The organism is Streptomyces sp. NBC_00289 (assembly GCF_041435115.1).
Taxonomy (GTDB): Bacteria; Actinomycetota; Actinomycetes; order Streptomycetales; family Streptomycetaceae; genus Streptomyces.
Genome location: NZ_CP108046.1, coordinates 6,361,772 through 6,376,365 on the forward strand (window position 1 = coordinate 6,361,772; position 14,594 = coordinate 6,376,365).

At 71.4% G+C, this 14,594-nt stretch carries 14 protein-coding genes and 1 tRNA gene; 6 read left to right on the top strand and 9 right to left on the bottom strand.

All coding sequences use genetic code 11. The annotated features are described in order from the left end of the window. The first annotated feature begins 79 nt into the window (after positions 1–79). On the top strand, positions 80–544 hold the full coding sequence (locus OG985_RS28905; RefSeq protein ID WP_371671267.1) for a hypothetical protein: 465 nt from the start codon (positions 80–82) through the stop codon (positions 542–544). A gap of 72 nt (positions 545–616) precedes the next feature. Beyond that, on the top strand, positions 617–2,287 hold the full coding sequence (locus tag OG985_RS28910) for a long-chain-fatty-acid--CoA ligase (RefSeq protein WP_371671268.1): 1,671 nt from the start codon (positions 617–619) through the stop codon (positions 2,285–2,287). A gap of 38 nt (positions 2,288–2,325) precedes the next feature. Here OG985_RS28910 and OG985_RS28915 read toward each other — a convergent pair. The 6 genes from OG985_RS28915 to ehuB all read right to left on the bottom strand — a co-directional run bounded on the left by OG985_RS28915 (position 2,326) and on the right by ehuB (position 6,575). Continuing rightward, positions 2,326–2,399 (bottom strand) — tRNA-Lys (locus OG985_RS28915). A 177-nt stretch (positions 2,400–2,576) separates the two neighbouring features. Then, a complete protein-coding gene (locus OG985_RS28920; RefSeq protein ID WP_371671269.1) occupies positions 2,577–3,335 on the bottom strand; it encodes an IclR family transcriptional regulator in 759 nt (252 codons plus the stop codon). A gap of 196 nt (positions 3,336–3,531) precedes the next feature. Then, positions 3,532–4,287, bottom strand: coding sequence for an ectoine/hydroxyectoine ABC transporter ATP-binding protein EhuA (gene ehuA, locus OG985_RS28925; RefSeq protein ID WP_371674522.1), 756 nt, complete (start codon positions 4,285–4,287; stop codon positions 3,532–3,534). Positions 4,288–4,306: 19 nt separating this feature from the next. Continuing rightward, positions 4,307–4,957, bottom strand: a complete 651-nt coding sequence (gene ehuD, locus OG985_RS28930; protein WP_371671270.1) for an ectoine/hydroxyectoine ABC transporter permease subunit EhuD — start codon at positions 4,955–4,957, stop codon at positions 4,307–4,309. Then, positions 4,954–5,673: an ectoine/hydroxyectoine ABC transporter permease subunit EhuC gene (ehuC, locus tag OG985_RS28935; protein WP_371671271.1), complete on the bottom strand. Its 720-nt coding sequence runs from the start codon at positions 5,671–5,673 to the stop codon at positions 4,954–4,956. Before ehuC ends, ehuD begins: the two co-directional genes overlap by 4 nt. After that, positions 5,670–6,575, bottom strand: coding sequence for an ectoine/hydroxyectoine ABC transporter substrate-binding protein EhuB (gene ehuB, locus OG985_RS28940; RefSeq protein WP_371674524.1), 906 nt, complete (start codon positions 6,573–6,575; stop codon positions 5,670–5,672). The genes ehuC and ehuB overlap by 4 nt, the downstream gene beginning before the upstream one ends. A gap of 47 nt (positions 6,576–6,622) precedes the next feature. Between ehuB and OG985_RS28945 the strand changes: the two genes are divergently transcribed. Further along, on the top strand, positions 6,623–7,117 hold the full coding sequence (locus OG985_RS28945; RefSeq protein ID WP_371671272.1) for a DUF3830 family protein: 495 nt from the start codon (positions 6,623–6,625) through the stop codon (positions 7,115–7,117). A gap of 3 nt (positions 7,118–7,120) precedes the next feature. On the opposite strand, the gene OG985_RS28950 is transcribed toward OG985_RS28945, so the two are convergent. Both OG985_RS28950 and OG985_RS28955 read right to left on the bottom strand, forming a co-directional pair. Beyond that, positions 7,121–8,515, bottom strand: a complete 1,395-nt coding sequence (locus tag OG985_RS28950) for an amidase (RefSeq protein WP_371671273.1) — start codon at positions 8,513–8,515, stop codon at positions 7,121–7,123. Between the two features lie 30 nt (positions 8,516–8,545). Then, positions 8,546–9,505 (bottom strand): D-2-hydroxyacid dehydrogenase, encoded by a 960-nt coding sequence (locus tag OG985_RS28955; RefSeq protein WP_371671274.1) that lies wholly within the window; start codon positions 9,503–9,505, stop codon positions 8,546–8,548. A 147-nt stretch (positions 9,506–9,652) separates the two neighbouring features. On the opposite strand from OG985_RS28955, the gene OG985_RS28960 reads away from it, so the two are divergent. The 3 genes from OG985_RS28960 (at position 9,653) to OG985_RS28970 (ending at position 12,519) form a co-directional block, all read left to right on the top strand. Next, positions 9,653–10,468: an aspartate/glutamate racemase family protein gene (locus OG985_RS28960; RefSeq protein ID WP_371674525.1), complete on the top strand. Its 816-nt coding sequence runs from the start codon at positions 9,653–9,655 to the stop codon at positions 10,466–10,468. Continuing rightward, the gene (locus OG985_RS28965) at positions 10,465–11,196 is read left to right on the top strand and encodes an aspartate/glutamate racemase family protein (protein ID WP_371671275.1); all 732 of its coding nucleotides are present in this window, start codon (positions 10,465–10,467) and stop codon (positions 11,194–11,196) included. Before OG985_RS28960 ends, OG985_RS28965 begins: the two co-directional genes overlap by 4 nt. A gap of 234 nt (positions 11,197–11,430) precedes the next feature. Then, positions 11,431–12,519, top strand: a complete 1,089-nt coding sequence (locus OG985_RS28970) for an LLM class flavin-dependent oxidoreductase (protein WP_371671276.1) — start codon at positions 11,431–11,433, stop codon at positions 12,517–12,519. Between the two features lie 33 nt (positions 12,520–12,552). Here OG985_RS28970 and OG985_RS28975 read toward each other — a convergent pair whose 3' ends face one another. Further along, positions 12,553–14,406 (bottom strand): putative bifunctional diguanylate cyclase/phosphodiesterase, encoded by a 1,854-nt coding sequence (locus OG985_RS28975; protein ID WP_371671277.1) that lies wholly within the window; start codon positions 14,404–14,406, stop codon positions 12,553–12,555. Positions 14,407–14,594 lie beyond the last annotated feature (188 nt).

Sequence of the window (14,594 nt, forward strand, 5' to 3'; positions counted from 1 at the left end):
GAGCCTTTCTTGAGACAATCCGGCAGCTCAGGCGGGTAGGTTCCCCCCACAGGAAGCAACTGACCGCGGGGGAAGCTCAATGGACGTGTTCTTCTACCTCATTCCGGGCCTGATCATGGCCCTGGCCCTGTTCATGGCGTACCGCGTGGTGCGCCGCTGGCTCCAGGTGCGCGGCGCCTGGAACAGCGGGCTCACCGCGGAGGCGCGCTGTCTGCGGGCGTTCACGACGACCCACGGCGGCGGCGGTGACACGTCCGTGCGCACCGCGCTGCACCACGTCTACGAGTTCACCGCGCGCGACGGCCGTGTCGTGCGGTTCGACGAGGAGGGCGGCCGGGCGACCACGGTGGAGGGCGACTACGTGACGGTCTACTACACCGACGGCCGTGACGTGGTGGCCACGGCGCACGAGCCGAGCCGGGTCAAGCAGGCGGCGGCCACCCTCGGCATCCTGGCCTTCCTCGGCGTGGTCGTCGTGTTCTGCGTCGGCTTCATGGTCCAGTACACGGTGGTCTTCCTGGACTCCGACGTCTCGGGCTTCTGAGAGCCGCTCGGGAACGGGCGGGCACGGTACACCCCTCCACTTCTGACGGTACGTCAACTACTGTGCGCGCCCATGGAGTCCACGAGGCGCACCACCGTCGCGGAGCTCGTCGGGCAGGGGTGGGGCGACCACCGGCCGGGACTGTGGTCCGAGGAGCGGACGCTCACCCGTCACCAGGTCACCGCCGAGGCCGCGGCGCGTGCGGCCCTGCTCGCGGACCTGCTGCCACCGGACGCCGAACCGCACATCGGTGTCCTCCTCGACAACACCCCCGAATATCCCCTGTGGTTGAGCGCGGCCGCCCTGGCCGGGGCCGCGGTCGCCGGGATCAACCCCACCCGCCGGGGCCCCGAACTCGCCCGGGACATCCTGCACACCGAGTGCCGGATCCTGGTCACCGAGCGCACCCACCTCCCCCTCCTCGCCGGCCTCGAACTCCCGGGGCTGCGGCTGCTGGTGACCGGCACCGAGGAGTACGACGACCTCCTCGCGCCCTACGCCGGCGCGGAGCCGGACACCTCCCGCGCCGCTCCCGGCGACCGTCTGCTGCTCTACTTCACCTCCGGCTCCACCGGGGCCCCCAAGGCCGCGATCTGCACCCAGGGCCGCCTGGCCGCCGCCGGCCGTTCGCTCGTCGAGCAGTTCGGGGTGCGGCCGGAGGACGTGCACTACATCTGCATGCCGATGTTCCACGGCAACGCGGTGATCGCCGACTGGGCCCCCGCCCTCACCGCGGGAGCGGGCGTCGCCCTGCGGCGGCGCTTCTCGGCCTCCCGGTTCCTGACGGACGTACGGGCGTACCGGGCGACGTACTTCACCTACGTGGGCCGGGCCGTCCAGTACGTCCTGGCCACCGAACCGCGCCCCGACGACCGGGACAACCCGCTCCGCCTGGGCTTCGGCACCGAGGCCGGGGCGGTGGACGCGGCCGCCTTCGAGCGGCGGTTCGGGGTGCGGCTGGTGGAGGGATACGGCTCGTCGGAGGGCGGAGCCGCGATCCAGTGGACGCCGGGCACACCGCCCGGCGCGGTCGGCCGGGCGACACCCGGTCTGGTGGTCCTCGACCCGGACACGGGCGTCGAGTGCCCACCCGCCGCCTTCGACGGGGCCGGGCGGCTGCTCAACGGGGACGAGGCCATAGGCGAGCTGGTGAACCGCGGGCCCAACCCCTTCGAGGGCTACTGGCGCAACCCCGAGGCGGACGCGGCCCGCCGCCGGGAAGGCGGCTACTGGACCGGTGACCTCTTCTACCGGGACGCCGACGGCTACCTCCACTTCGCCGGCCGCGCCGACGACCGCCTGCGCGTCGACAGCGAGAACCTGGCCGCCGCGGTGATCGAGAACATCCTCGCCCGGTACGACGGCGCGACCGCCGTCGCCGTGTACGCGGTGCCGGATCCGGTGGCCGGGGACCAGGTGATGGTGACACTGGCCGGTAACTTCGCCCCGCCGGCCTTCGCCGAGTTCCTGCTCGCGCAGCCGGATCTGGGGACGAAGATGGCCCCCCGGTTCGTGCGCGTGGTCGAGCGGATGCCGGTGACCGCCACGAACAAGATCCACCGCGCGGGACTGAGACGGGAGGGCTTCCGCTGCGCCGATCCGGTGTGGTGGCGGCCGCCCGGGGAGTGCGCCTACCGGAGGCTGACGGAGGAGGACGCGGAGAAGCTGGTGGCCGAGTACAGGGAGCACGGGCGGGCGGAGCTGCTCGCCGGACAGCCGAAGGGCCCCGCTCCCCGTACATAGCCGAAGGGCCCCCGCTCTCGCGAGGACCCTTCGTTCTGTGCGCCGCCAGGGACTCGAACCCCGGACCCGCTGATTAAGAGTCAGCTGCTCTAACCAACTGAGCTAGCGGCGCGTGACCCTCGCCGTCCGCTCTCGCGGTCGGCGACGGAAAAATACTACCCGCTGCCCGGGGGTGCTCCCGACCATTTCCGGTGCGGCCCCGTGGCCGCCCGGATCCGGTCGTGCGTCGCGGACCGGTGCCGCGGCAGGCAACGTCCGCGCGACGGGGCGAACGTTGCCTGTCGGGGCACTAGATCGCCAGGGACAGCAGTACCGGTGCCGCGTTCCGGTTCAGCGCGTCCGCGGCCTGGCGCAGCCGGTGGGCGTGCTCGACGGGCAGTGACAGCGCCAGGCAGCCGACCGAGGAGCCGGCCGTGATCGGGACGGCCGCGCAGACCGTGCCGACCGCGTACTCCTGGAGGTCCAGGTGGGGCACGGTGGGCGGCTGGGACTCCAGCCGGGACAGCAGCAGCCGGTCGCTGGTGATGGTGCGCGAGGTGAGGCGGGCCATCTTGTGCCGGGAGAGGTGGTCGCGGCGGCCGTTGTGGTCGAGCTGGCCGAGCAGGCTTTTGCCGAGCGCGGTGGCGTGGGCGGAGTGCCGGAAGTCGACCCACTCGTTGACCGAGGGAGTGGCGGGGCCGTCCGCGTACTGGGAGATGGTGACCTCGCCGTCGACGTACCTGCTGATGTACACGGCGGCGCCGATCGAGTCGCGCAGCCGGTCGAGGGTGGCCTGGAGCTTCTCGCGCAGGGCCGCCTCGCGGTCGTGCGTGGAACCCAGGCGGGTGAGGGCGTCGCCGGTGACGTACGCCCCGTCGGCGCCCTGGTCGACGTATCGCTCGCGGCGCAGCATCCTCAGGAGCGTGGTCAGTCGCTCCGGGCTGAGGCCGGTGTGCCGGGCGAGTCCGGCGTCGGTGACTCCGGTGGTGTGCCGTGCCACGGTCTCCAGGACGCGCAGGGCGTCCTGGGCCGAGTGGTACGGCGCGGTCGGCTCGTGCATCAGCGCCACGGTGTTTCCCCCTGCGCTCGCTTCTTGGGCCGTAATCCGGACAGCGAATCACCACCCACGATAACGGGCAAGAGGCCTGTTTGGAGCGGGTGTTGACGAGAATGCGGCGCTCTCAACAGGGGCGAAGACACTCTGGCACATGCCAACGTCATGACCCAGTGCGTGGACCTCGGGTGTTGGCGGCTTCACTTCCTAGTCAGAGGACCGCGCTCAGAAATTCCCGGGTCCGGTCGTGCTCCGGGTCGCTGAAGATCCTGTCCGGCGGACCGGACTCGAGGATGCGGCCGTTGTCGAACATCAGGACCTGGTCCGAGATGTCCCGGGCGAAGTTCATCTCGTGGGTCACACAGAGCATCGTGATGTCGGTGCTGCGCGCGATGTCCCGCAGCACGTCCAGGACGCCCGCGACCAGCTCCGGGTCCAGCGCGGAGGTCACCTCGTCGAGGAGCAGCACCTGCGGTCGCATCGCCAGCGCGCGGGCGATCGCCACCCGCTGCTGCTGGCCACCGGACAGCTGGGTGGGGCGGGCGTCGCACTTGTCGGCCAGGCCCACCAGGTCCAGCAGCTCACGGGCGCGGGCCTCCGCCTCGTCCCGGGACAGGCCGAGGACGGTGACGGGGGCCTCGATGAGGTTCCTCAGGACCGTCATGTTCGGGAAGAGGTTGAACTGCTGGAAGACCATCCCGATCTTCTTGCGGACCTCCCGGACCTGCTTCTCGGGGGCCGGGAAGAGCTGCTGGCCGTCGACGGTGATCGTGCCCTCGTCGGGCTTGGTCAGCGTCATCAGCAGCCGCAGGATCGTGGTCTTGCCGGACCCGGACGGCCCGATCAGGGTGACGTGCTTGCCGGCCGCCACGGAGAAGTCCAGGTGGTCGAGGACGGTGTTGTCGCCGAACCGCTTGGTGACCTGCTCCAGCCGGATCAGCTCGCCGGTGTGCTTCTCGGGGTTCATCTCGGGACGGGGATCGGTGTCAACGGACAAGACGTCGCTCCATGGCTCGCAGCAGAAGGGAGGCCAGATAGGAAATGAGGATGAAGGCCACGCCGATCACGGTCAGCGGCTCGGTGAACTGGAAGTGCTCCTGGGAGAACAGCCGCGCCTGGCCGAGCATGTCCAGCACGGTGATCACCATCAGCAGCGGGGTGTCCTTGAGCATCGCGATCACGTAGTTGCCGAGCGCCGGCACGACCCGGCGGATCGCCTGCGGCAGGATCACCGCCGTCCAGGTCCGGCGCACCGGCAGGTTGAGGGCCGTGGCCGCCTCCCACTGGCCGGCCGGTACCGCCTCGATGCCGGCCCGGTAGACCTGCATCGTGTACGTCGAGTAGTGCAGCCCGATCCCGATGACACCGGTGGCCAGCGCGGAGAGGGTCACACCCCACTCGGGCAGCACGTAGAAGAGGAAGAACAACTGCACCAGCAGCGGGGTGTTGCGCACGAACTCCGTCACCACGCCCACCGGCCAGCGCACCCACCGCGAGGGCGTCCGCATCAGCAGCGCCCACACCAGCCCGAGGGCGAAGGAGATCAGCGAGCCGAGCACCAGAGCCTGCAGGGTGACCAGCAGCCCGTCCCAGAAGAGCGGCATGAAGTCACCGACCGCGTTCCAGTCCCACTTCACGCGACCCCACCTCCCACGCCGGTCGTCTCGGCGCGCTTGAGTTCATGCGCGGTCACACCACGCTCCGGCGCCTTGCCGACCCCGGCCTTCAGCCGCTTCTCCAGTCCGCGCATCACACGGGTGAGCAGGAAGGCGATCACGAAGTAGATCAGCAGGACGTACGTGTAGATCTCGGCGCTCTCCTGTAGCGCGAGGCGCACCAGGTTGCCGCTGAACGCCAGATCGCCCATGCCCATGACGGACACCAGCGCGGTGCCCTTGAGCAGTTCGATCAGCAGGTTGGAGAACGGCGGGATCATCTCCGGCACCGCCTGCGGCAGCAGGATCAGCCGAAGCCGCTGCCAGGGCGTGAAGCTGAGCGCGATCCCGCCCTCCTGCTGCGCCGGGTCGACCGCGGCGAGCGCGCCGCGCACGATCTCCGAGCCGTACGCCCCGTAGGTCAGTCCGAGGGCCAGCGTGCCCGCCCACATCGGCACCAGCTGCCAGCCGAAGGCGGGCGGCAGCACGAAGAACACCCAGAAGATCATGACCAGGGCGGAGGTTCCGCGGAACACCTCGGTGTAGAAGCCCGCGAGGAAGCGGACGATCCACAGCCGGTGGGTGCGCGCGACCCCGGCGACGAAGGACACGGCGGCGGCCAGCAGGCCGCTGAGGACGAGGAGCTGGAGGGTGGTCCATATCCCCTTGAGTACGAGTTCCCAGAGTCCCGAGGTCATCCGCCGCACAGCTCCTTCGCGGTCAGATCGGTCATCTCGGCCTCGGTGAATCCGAAGGGTCTGAGGATGTGGAACAGCTCCCCGCTCTTCTTCAGCTTGTGCAGCTCCACGTTGAAGGCGTCCCGCAGCCGCGTCTCGGTCGGCCGGAAGGCGAAGGCGCCCCCGTCGACATGCGGTTTGCCGTCGACGATCGGGGTGAAGGCCTTGGTGGCCTCGGCCTTGCCCGACTTCTTCACCACTTCGCGGGTGGTGAGCGCCGTCCCGGCGAAGACGTCGACCCGGCCCGCCTCCACGGCGTTCAGTCCGGCGACCTGGTCCGGCACGACGAGGATGTCGCTCTCCTTGTAACCGGCCTCGACGGCGTACTGGATCTCGGCATACCCGGTCCCGGTGGCGAACTTCGCCTTCTTCTCCACGACGTCCTTGTAGTCGTGCAGCCCCTTCGGGTTGCCCTTCCGCACGATGAAGGAGTCGAGCATCTGGTAGTCGGGGTCCGCGAAGACGACCTGCTCGCAGCGCTCGGGATTGACGTACATCCCGGCGGCCACGGCGTCGAACTGCTGCGAGTTGAGTCCCGGAATGAGCGACCCGAACTCGGTCGGTACGGGCTGCACCCTGTCCACGCCGAGCCGCTTGAAGATCACCCGCGCCAACTCGGGAGCTTCGCCGGTCAGTTCGCCGTCCCGGTCGATGTACCCGAAGGGGATCTCGCCCGCGATGCCCAGCCGTACGACGCCCTGCGCCCGCAGCCGGTCGAGGAGGTCACCGCCCTCCGTGGTGGACGCGGTCGCCACGCGGGAGCAGCCGGCCGCGCCCAGCGCGCCGAGCGCCGCCACCCCCGCGAGCAGCGATCGGCGGCCGGGCCCGGATGTGTGTCTGCCATGTTCCAGTGGTGGAGCCATGGCGACGCCGCTACCCGAGAGCATGCGATGTATGCACCATGGAACCCATGGCCGACCGATATCTGGAAATCTCGCTGGTCAGGCGTGGAATCACGTGTACGGCAAAGCTGCTGGACGACCGCGCGCCGCTCACCTGCGCCGCCGTGTGGAACGCGCTTCCGCTGTCCGGTGACGTCTACCACGCGAAGTACGCGCGCAACGAGATCTATGCGCTGTTCCCGCCGTTCGCGGAGAAGGAGCCACCGCTGGAAAATCCGACCGTCACCCCGATCCCCGGAGATCTCTGCTATTTCTCCTTCGCGGGCGCGGAACTGGGCACGAAGGCCTACGGCTACGACCGTGAGGTCCACGCCGGGACGACCCTGGTCGACCTGGCGCTCTTCTACGAACGCAACAACCTCCTGCTCAACGGTGACGTGGGCTGGGTCCCCGGCATCGTCTGGGGCCAGGTGGTGGAAGGGCTGGAGGAGATGGCCGAGGGCTGCAACGACCTGTGGCGAACGGGCGCGGCGGGGGAGACCCTCAGCTTCCGGCGGACCTGACCCTCAGCCTCCGGCGGACGTGACGCCGGCCTCGTAGAGCGCGTGCGCCGCCCGCAGCACCAGGTCGTCCCGGTGCCGGGCGGCCACCAGTTGCAGGCCCACCGGCAGACCGTCCCCGTCCGAGCCGACCGGGACGGTCGCCGCCGGCTGCTGGGTCAGGTTGAAGGGGTAGGTGAACGGGGTCCACCCCGTCCAGCGGCGCTGTCCCGAGCCCGCCGGGACCTCGGCGCCCGCCTCGAAGGCGGTGATCGGCAGGGTCGGGGTGACCAGCAGGTCGTAGGACTCGTGGAAGCGGCCCATCCGCCGGCCGAGTTCCATCCGGACGTCGACCGCCCCGAGATAGTCGAGCGCGCTGCTCCGGGCCCCCAGGGCGCAGATCTCCCGCAGCCCCGGGTCGAGCAACTTCCGCCGCTGCGGCCCGAGATGCTGGGTCACTCGGGCCGCCCCGCTGAACCAGAGGGTGTGGAAGGCGTCCACCGGGTCGGTGAAGTCGGGGTCGGCCTCCTCGACGTACGCGCCGAGCCCGGCCAGCCGCTCCACCGCCCGCCGTACCGCCGCCGCGACCGCCGGCCGCACCGCCACCTGACCGCCCAGGGACGGTGAGTAGGCGACCCGCAGACCCCGCACCCCGCCGAACAGGCCCGCGGTGAAGGAGCCCGGGGCCGGGGCGAGGGCAGACCAGTCGCGGGCGTCCGGAACACCGATGACGTCCATGAGCAGCGCCGCGTCGGCCGCGTCCCGGGTCATGGGCCCCACGTGCGCCAGGGTGCCGAAGGCGCTCGCCGGATACAGGGGCACGCGGCCGTACGTCGGTTTCAGGCCGAAGATCCCGCAGAAGGACGCCGGGATCCGGACGCTGCCGCCGCCGTCGGTGCCGAGGGCGAGCGGTCCCGCGCCGAGCGCCACGGCCGCCGCCGCGCCCCCGCTCGAACCGCCCGCGGTGCGGGCCGGGTCGTGCGGATTGCGGGTGATGCCGGTCAGCGGCGAGTCCGTGACGCCCTTCCAGCCGAACTCGGGGGTCGTCGTCCTGCCCAGGAAGACGGCGCCGTGCTCGCGCAACCGCGCCACGGAGGGGGCGTCCTCGTCCCAACTGCCCTGCGCCGAGATCGTCCTGGAGCCGCGCAGGGTCGGTGTGCCGCGTTGCAGCAGGATGTCCTTCACCGTGACCGGGACGCCGTCCACCAGTCCGGACGGCTCACCGCGCAGCCACCGCTCTTCCGACGCCCGCGCCCGGGTCAGGGCCTCGGCCGCGGTGAGCCGCACGAACGCGTTCACCTCCGGCTGGATCCGCTCGGCCCGCTCCAGGGCCGCGCGGGTGGCGTCAACAGGGCTGAACTCGCCCTTGCGGTAGCCCTCGAGGAGTCGTCCGGCGGTCAGCTCGGTGAGGTCGTCCGTCATGCGCTCTCCAACCGTGAGGGGCGGGGCGGCTCAGCGTCCCGGCACGTATCCGCGCTGCTTGTCGACCACGTTCGGCAGCGGTCTGCCCGCCTCCCAGCGCTCGTACGACTCCACGAACTGGGCGCCCAGTTCGTCCCGCCAGCCGACCGTGTCGCCGCTCATGTGCGGGGACACGATCAGGTTCGGCACCTGCCACAACGGGCTGTCGTGACCCAGGGGTTCGGCCGCGAAGACATCCAGCGCCGCGCCCGCGATCCAGCGTTTGGTGAGCGCCTCGACGAGCGCCTCCTCGACGACGAGCTGCCCCCGGCCGACGTTGACGAACCGCGCGGAGGGCTGCATGACGCCGAACCGGCGGTGGTCGAACATGCCGTACGTCGTCTCCGTGAGCGGCGCGGCCGCGATCACCCAGTCGGCGCGGGCCATCAGCCGGTCCAGGTCCTCGGGCCCGTGGATACCGGTGGCCGGGGCGCGCCCGACGAGCGCCGTCTTCACGTCAAGTGCCCTGAGCGTGCGGGCGATCGCGCGGCCGATGGGGCCGGACCCGACGACGCAGGCACGGGTGCCGGCCACCCGCTGCGACTCCCGGTGGCGCCAGGTCCGCTCCCGCTGGAGGTCCCAGGTCCTCGGCAGGTCCTTGGCCATCGCGAGGACGAGGGAGGCGACGTACTCGGCGATGGGCTGGTCGAAGATGCCGCGGGCGTTGGTCACCACCGTCTCGGAGGCGGCCAGCTCAGGGCAGAGCAGGTGGTCCACGCCCGCGCTCGCCGTGTGCACCCAGCGCGGCCTGGGGCCCTCGCCGGGCCAGGCGGCGCGGACGGCGTGCGAGGTGAAGTCCCACACGAGCAGCACGTCCGCGTACGGCAGCAGTGCGGCGAGGGTCGACTCGTTCGCGTGCTCGATCCGGGCCCGGCCGGTGAGCCGGCCGAGCCGGGGGAGCGGGTCGGCGTCGAGGACCAGGAGCGTGGGGACGGGAGCGGGATCGGCCATACGGAACCGTATCTCCAGGTGGCGGGCCGTCTGACAGGCGCGGATTGACCACGCTCGCACCCGAACCTACCTTCGTCAACACGGGCGCGCGTACGGTCCGTTGTCCTCCCGCTTCCCAGAGTGAGGCCGGTGCCTGTCATGGACGCCATGGACATCTCCTTTCTCGGCGGCCCACGCCCGCAGCGCGGGGTCGGTGTCGTCGCCCCCTTCGACTTCGCGCTGGACCGCGAGCTGTGGCGCTGGGTCCCCGACGAGGTCTCGCTGCACCTGACCCGGACGCCGTACGTGCCGGTCGAGGTCAGCCTCGACCTGGCCCGCCTGGTCAGCGAGCACGAGACACTCGGCGACGCGGTCCGCGCGCTCATCGCGGTCACCCCCGAGGTGGTGGCCTACGCCTGTACCTCCGGCAGCTTCGTCGGCGGGATCGCCGGGGAGCGGGCGATGTGCGAGGCGATGACCCGCTCGGGCGCCGTGCCGTCGGTGACGACGTCCGGAGCCCTGCTGGAGGCGCTGACCGAGCTCGGCCTGCGACGGGTCGCGCTGGTCACCCCGTACACGGAGTCCGTGACCCGGGCCCTGGAGGAGTACGTGGCCGAGGCGGGCGTCACGGTCGCCGGGTGCGCCTACATGGGCCTGACCCGGCACATCTGGCAGGTCCCCTACCGACAGGTGGCGGACATGGCGCGCCGCGCGGTACGCGGCGGGGCGGCGGGCGCGGGCACGGCGGACGCCCTGTTCATCTCCTGCACCAACCTCCCGACCTACGACGTGATCCCCCAACTGGAGGCGGAACTGCGTATCCCGGTGATCTCGGCCAACCAAGTGACGATGTGGGCGGCGCTGCGCCGACTGGGTACCCGAGCCGTGGGGCCGTATCAGGCGCTGATCGATCCGGCGGCGCGATCCGGCCCCGTACTGCCGGAAGTGCCGGACGAAGAACAGCAGCAGGAAGGCTGGACATGACAGCACTCGGACTCCTCTACCCGGGCCATTCCGCGGAGGACGACTACCAGCGCATCGAACTGCTCCTGGGCAGCGACATCCGGGTGGACGTGGTCCACACCGACATCGGCGAGGACGCGCACCGGGTGGACGCACTGCGTGAGATGGGAGCGCCCGGGCGGCTGGCGGCGGGCGTCGAGCAACTGCGGCTCTCGGGCGCCGAGGCCGTCGTCTGGGCCTGCACGAGCGGCAGCTTCGTGTACGGCTGGGAGGGCGCGCACGAGCAGGTGCGCGCCCTCGCCCTGTCGGCCGGACTGCCCGCCTCCTCCACCTCCTTCGCCTTCGCGCACGCGGCGGACGAGCTCGGGGTGCGTCGCGTCGCGGTCGGGGCGACGTACCCGGACGACGTGGCGGCACTGTTCGCGGACTTCCTGCGGGAGGGCGGCGCGGAGGTGGTCGCCGTCCGCAGCTCCGGGATCATCACGGCGGCGGAGGTCGCCACCTGGGGCGAGGCCGAGCTGTTCGCGCTGGCGCGGGCCGCCGACCACCAGGACGCGGAAGCGGTCCTCCTCCCGGACACGGCCCTGCACACGGCCGCCCACCTCCCGGCCCTGGAGAAGGAACTGGGCAAGCCGGTCCTCACGGCGAACCAGGTCACGGTCTGGGAAGCCCTCCGCCTGGCGGACCGCCGGGTGAACGCCCCGACACTCGGCGCCCTGTTCACCCGGGAACCGATCGTGCAGGCGTAGCCGAGGCCAGAACCAGCCCCTCCGGCGTTGGAGGAGCGGGGTGCGGAGCCGCATCGGGCAGATCCAGCCCCTCCGGCGTTTGAGGAGCGGGGGTACGGGGGCTGGCCCCCGAAGCGGGCGACGGGCCGGGGGCGCGGGGGGCCGGACCCCGTACAAGGGTAGGGAATAAACCGGAGCCCCCCTCCTGTTACGCCCGGCGAGGACACCGCACGGCACATCCAGGAGGTACCCACCGTGACCACAGACGAGATCCGGGGAACGACACTCGGTACCGCTCCCACCCCCCTCTCCGTCCTGGACCTGGTCACCGTGGGCGCGGGCCACACCGCCACAGACGCCCTCCGCACCAGCGTCGCCCTGTCCCGCCTCGCGGAGTCCCGGAGCTTCCACCGCTACTGGGTCGCCGAGCACCACTCCATGCCGGGCGTCGCCTCCTCCTCCCCGGCCGTGATCCTGGCCCACCTCGCCGCCCACACCAGCCGCATCCGTCTCGGCTCCGGCGGCGTCATGCTGCCCAACCACGCTCCCCTCGTCATCGCGGAGCAGTTCGGCACGCTGGAGGCCATGGCCCCGGGCCGGGTCGACCTCGGCCTCGGCCGCGCCCCCGGCACGGACGGCGCCACCGCGGCCGCCCTGCGCCGGTCCGACCGCCTCGACGAACAGGCCGACGACTTCCCCCAGCTGCTCGCGGAACTCATCCGCTTCCTGGACGACGACTTCCCCGACGGCCACCCGTACAGCCGTATCCACGCAGTCCCGGGCCCCATCCAGGCGACCTCACCCGGCGGCGTCCAGTCCCCGCACCGGCCGTCCGTCTGGCTGCTGGGCTCCTCCGGCTTCAGCGCCCGCCTCGCCGGTGTCCTCGGCCTGCCCTTCGCCTTCGCGCACCACTTCTCGGCGCAGAACACCGTGCCGGCCCTGGACCTCTACCGGGAGTCCTTCAAGCCCTCCGCCGTCCTCGACGAGCCGTACGCCCTCATCGGTGTCTCCGCGCTCGCCACCGAGGACGAGAAGGAGGCCCGCCGCCAGGTCCTGGCCGCCTCGCTGAACATGGTCCGCCTGCGCACCGGCCGCCCGGGCCTCGTGCCCACCCCGGAAGAGGCGGAGGCGTACGAATTCAGCCCGCTGGAGCGGGAGTTCATCGACTCCTGGAACTCCAACGTCATCCACGGCACCGCCGACGAGGTCCGCTCCGGCCTGGACGACCTGCACAAGCGCACGGGCGCCGACGAACTGATGATCACGTCCCACGCCCACAACGGCGACCTGCGCCTGCGCTCGTACGAACTGATCGCGGACGCCTACGGCCTGCCCACCGCCTGAGACCGGCCCTGTCGTGACGACAGGGCCCGGGGCTCACACCTGCGGGCAGGCCCGCACCCCCAGCAGTCCGGAGATACGATCCGGCGGCACCGGTCGCGAGTACAGCCACCCCTGACCGGTGTCGCAGCCGATCCGCCGCAGCCGGGAGGCCTGCGCCGAGGTCTCCACGCACTCCGCCGTGACCGTCAGCCCCAGCCGGTGGGCCAGCTGGATCATCGCCTCGACGATGACCTCGTCGGCCGGGTTCGGCGCGACGCCCGACCCCTCGTACTGGAAGCCCCGGACGAAGGACCCGTCCAGTTTCAGCACGGACACGGGCAGCCGGCTCAGATAGGCGAGATTCGAGTATCCGGTGCCGAAGTCGTCGATCGCGATCCGGACGCCCATGTCGCTGAGCGCCTGCAGGGCCTGCAACGGCCGTCCCGCCGAGCCCATCACCGCCGACTCCGTCAGCTCCAGTTGCAGCAGGTGCGGCGCGAGCCCCGTCTCCGCGAGGATCTGTGCCACGTCCGCGACCAGGTCCGAGTCCCACACCTGTCGGACCGCCACGTTGACGCTCACGAAGATCGGCGGCTCGTCCGGGTGGTCCACCTGCCAACTGCGGGCCTGGCGGCAGGCGGTGGCCAGTACCCAGCGGCCCAGCGGGACGATCGAGCCGTCCTCCTCGGCCAGTCCGATGAACCGATTCGGCGTCAGCATCCCGAACTGCGGGTGCTTCCAGCGCACCAGCGCCTCGACCCCCCGCAGCCGGCCGTCCTCCATCCCCACCAACGGCTGGTACTCCAGGGCGAACTCGCCGCGCTCGATGGCCGGCCGGAGCGTGGAGGCGAGGGCCTGGCGGGTCATCCGGTGGGCGTTGCGCTCCGGATCGAAGAGTGTCCAGCGGGACTTGCCGTCGGCCTTCGCCCAGTACAGCGTCGTGTCGGCGGCCTGCATCAGACCCGTGGCACTGGTGCCGGCCGCGTGCCGTTCCACGACCCCGATCGAGGCCGACAGCGACAGCCGCTGACCGGCGATGTCGAACGGCGCCTGCAGCGACTTCAGTACGGCCTCGGCGAGATCGGCGAGCTGCTCGGTGCCCGTCGAGTCCTCGACCAGCAGGGCGAATTCGTCGCCGCCGAGCCGGGCCACCAGCGGGGCGCTCGTCCGGGCGTGCCCCGCCTCGTCGGCGCAGCGGGTGAGGCGTTCGGCCACGGCGGCCAACAGCCGGTCGCCGACCCGGTGTCCGAGCGTGTCGTTGACGGCCTTGAAGCCGTCCAGGTCCAGGTAGCACAGCCCGATCCGGCCCGTGCCGCTCTCCTCGTACGACTCCGCCTCCAGCGCGGCCGAGAGGCGCTCGAAGAACAGCGTGCGGTTGGGCAGCCGGGTCACCGGGTCGTGCATCTGCAAGTGCCGCAGCCGCGCCTGGAGTTCACGGCGGGCGCTGATGTCGGCGACCGACAGCAGGACGCCCTGCTCCTCGTCCGGCAGCGGCGCCACCGTGACCTGCACCCACAGCGAGTGCCCGTCGGGATGCTTGAGCCGGCGGGTGCAGCGCAGCTTGGCCTGGCGGCCGCGCAGCATCTCGCGGTACGCGTGCCAGGTGCGGGCGTCGGACGCCAGGTCCACCAGGTCGGCCGCCACGCTCCCGGTCAGCGGGTCCGCGCCGGTGCCGAGCAGGGTGCGGAACGAGGCGTTGGCGCTGGCCACCAGGCCCTCCCGGTCGACCACCGCCATCGCCAGCGGGGCGACGGAGAAGGCGGACCTGAAGGGCGCGGGTGACACCGGGGACGCCGGAGACGGGGGTGGCCCGGCCTCCGTACCCGGAGGTCGTTCTGCGTTACTCACTGTGACGGCCGGCCGGATGAGGTCTGCCGCGGGCGTCGGGCCTTCGGACGTTCCGCTCACCGCTCACTCCCGCAGTGCACTCGGTTTTCGGATGGGTCTCGTCGGGATGGCCGGCCGGGTGGAGGATCGGCCGCCCGGGCCGTGTCCGTGCAGGAAAGGTCAGGAAAGTGTGCCGATCATAGAGGTTGGCCCCCGGCCCTTCCAGCCACTGTCCAGTGTCGCGGAAGCAGTGGCCGTTCTGACAGATC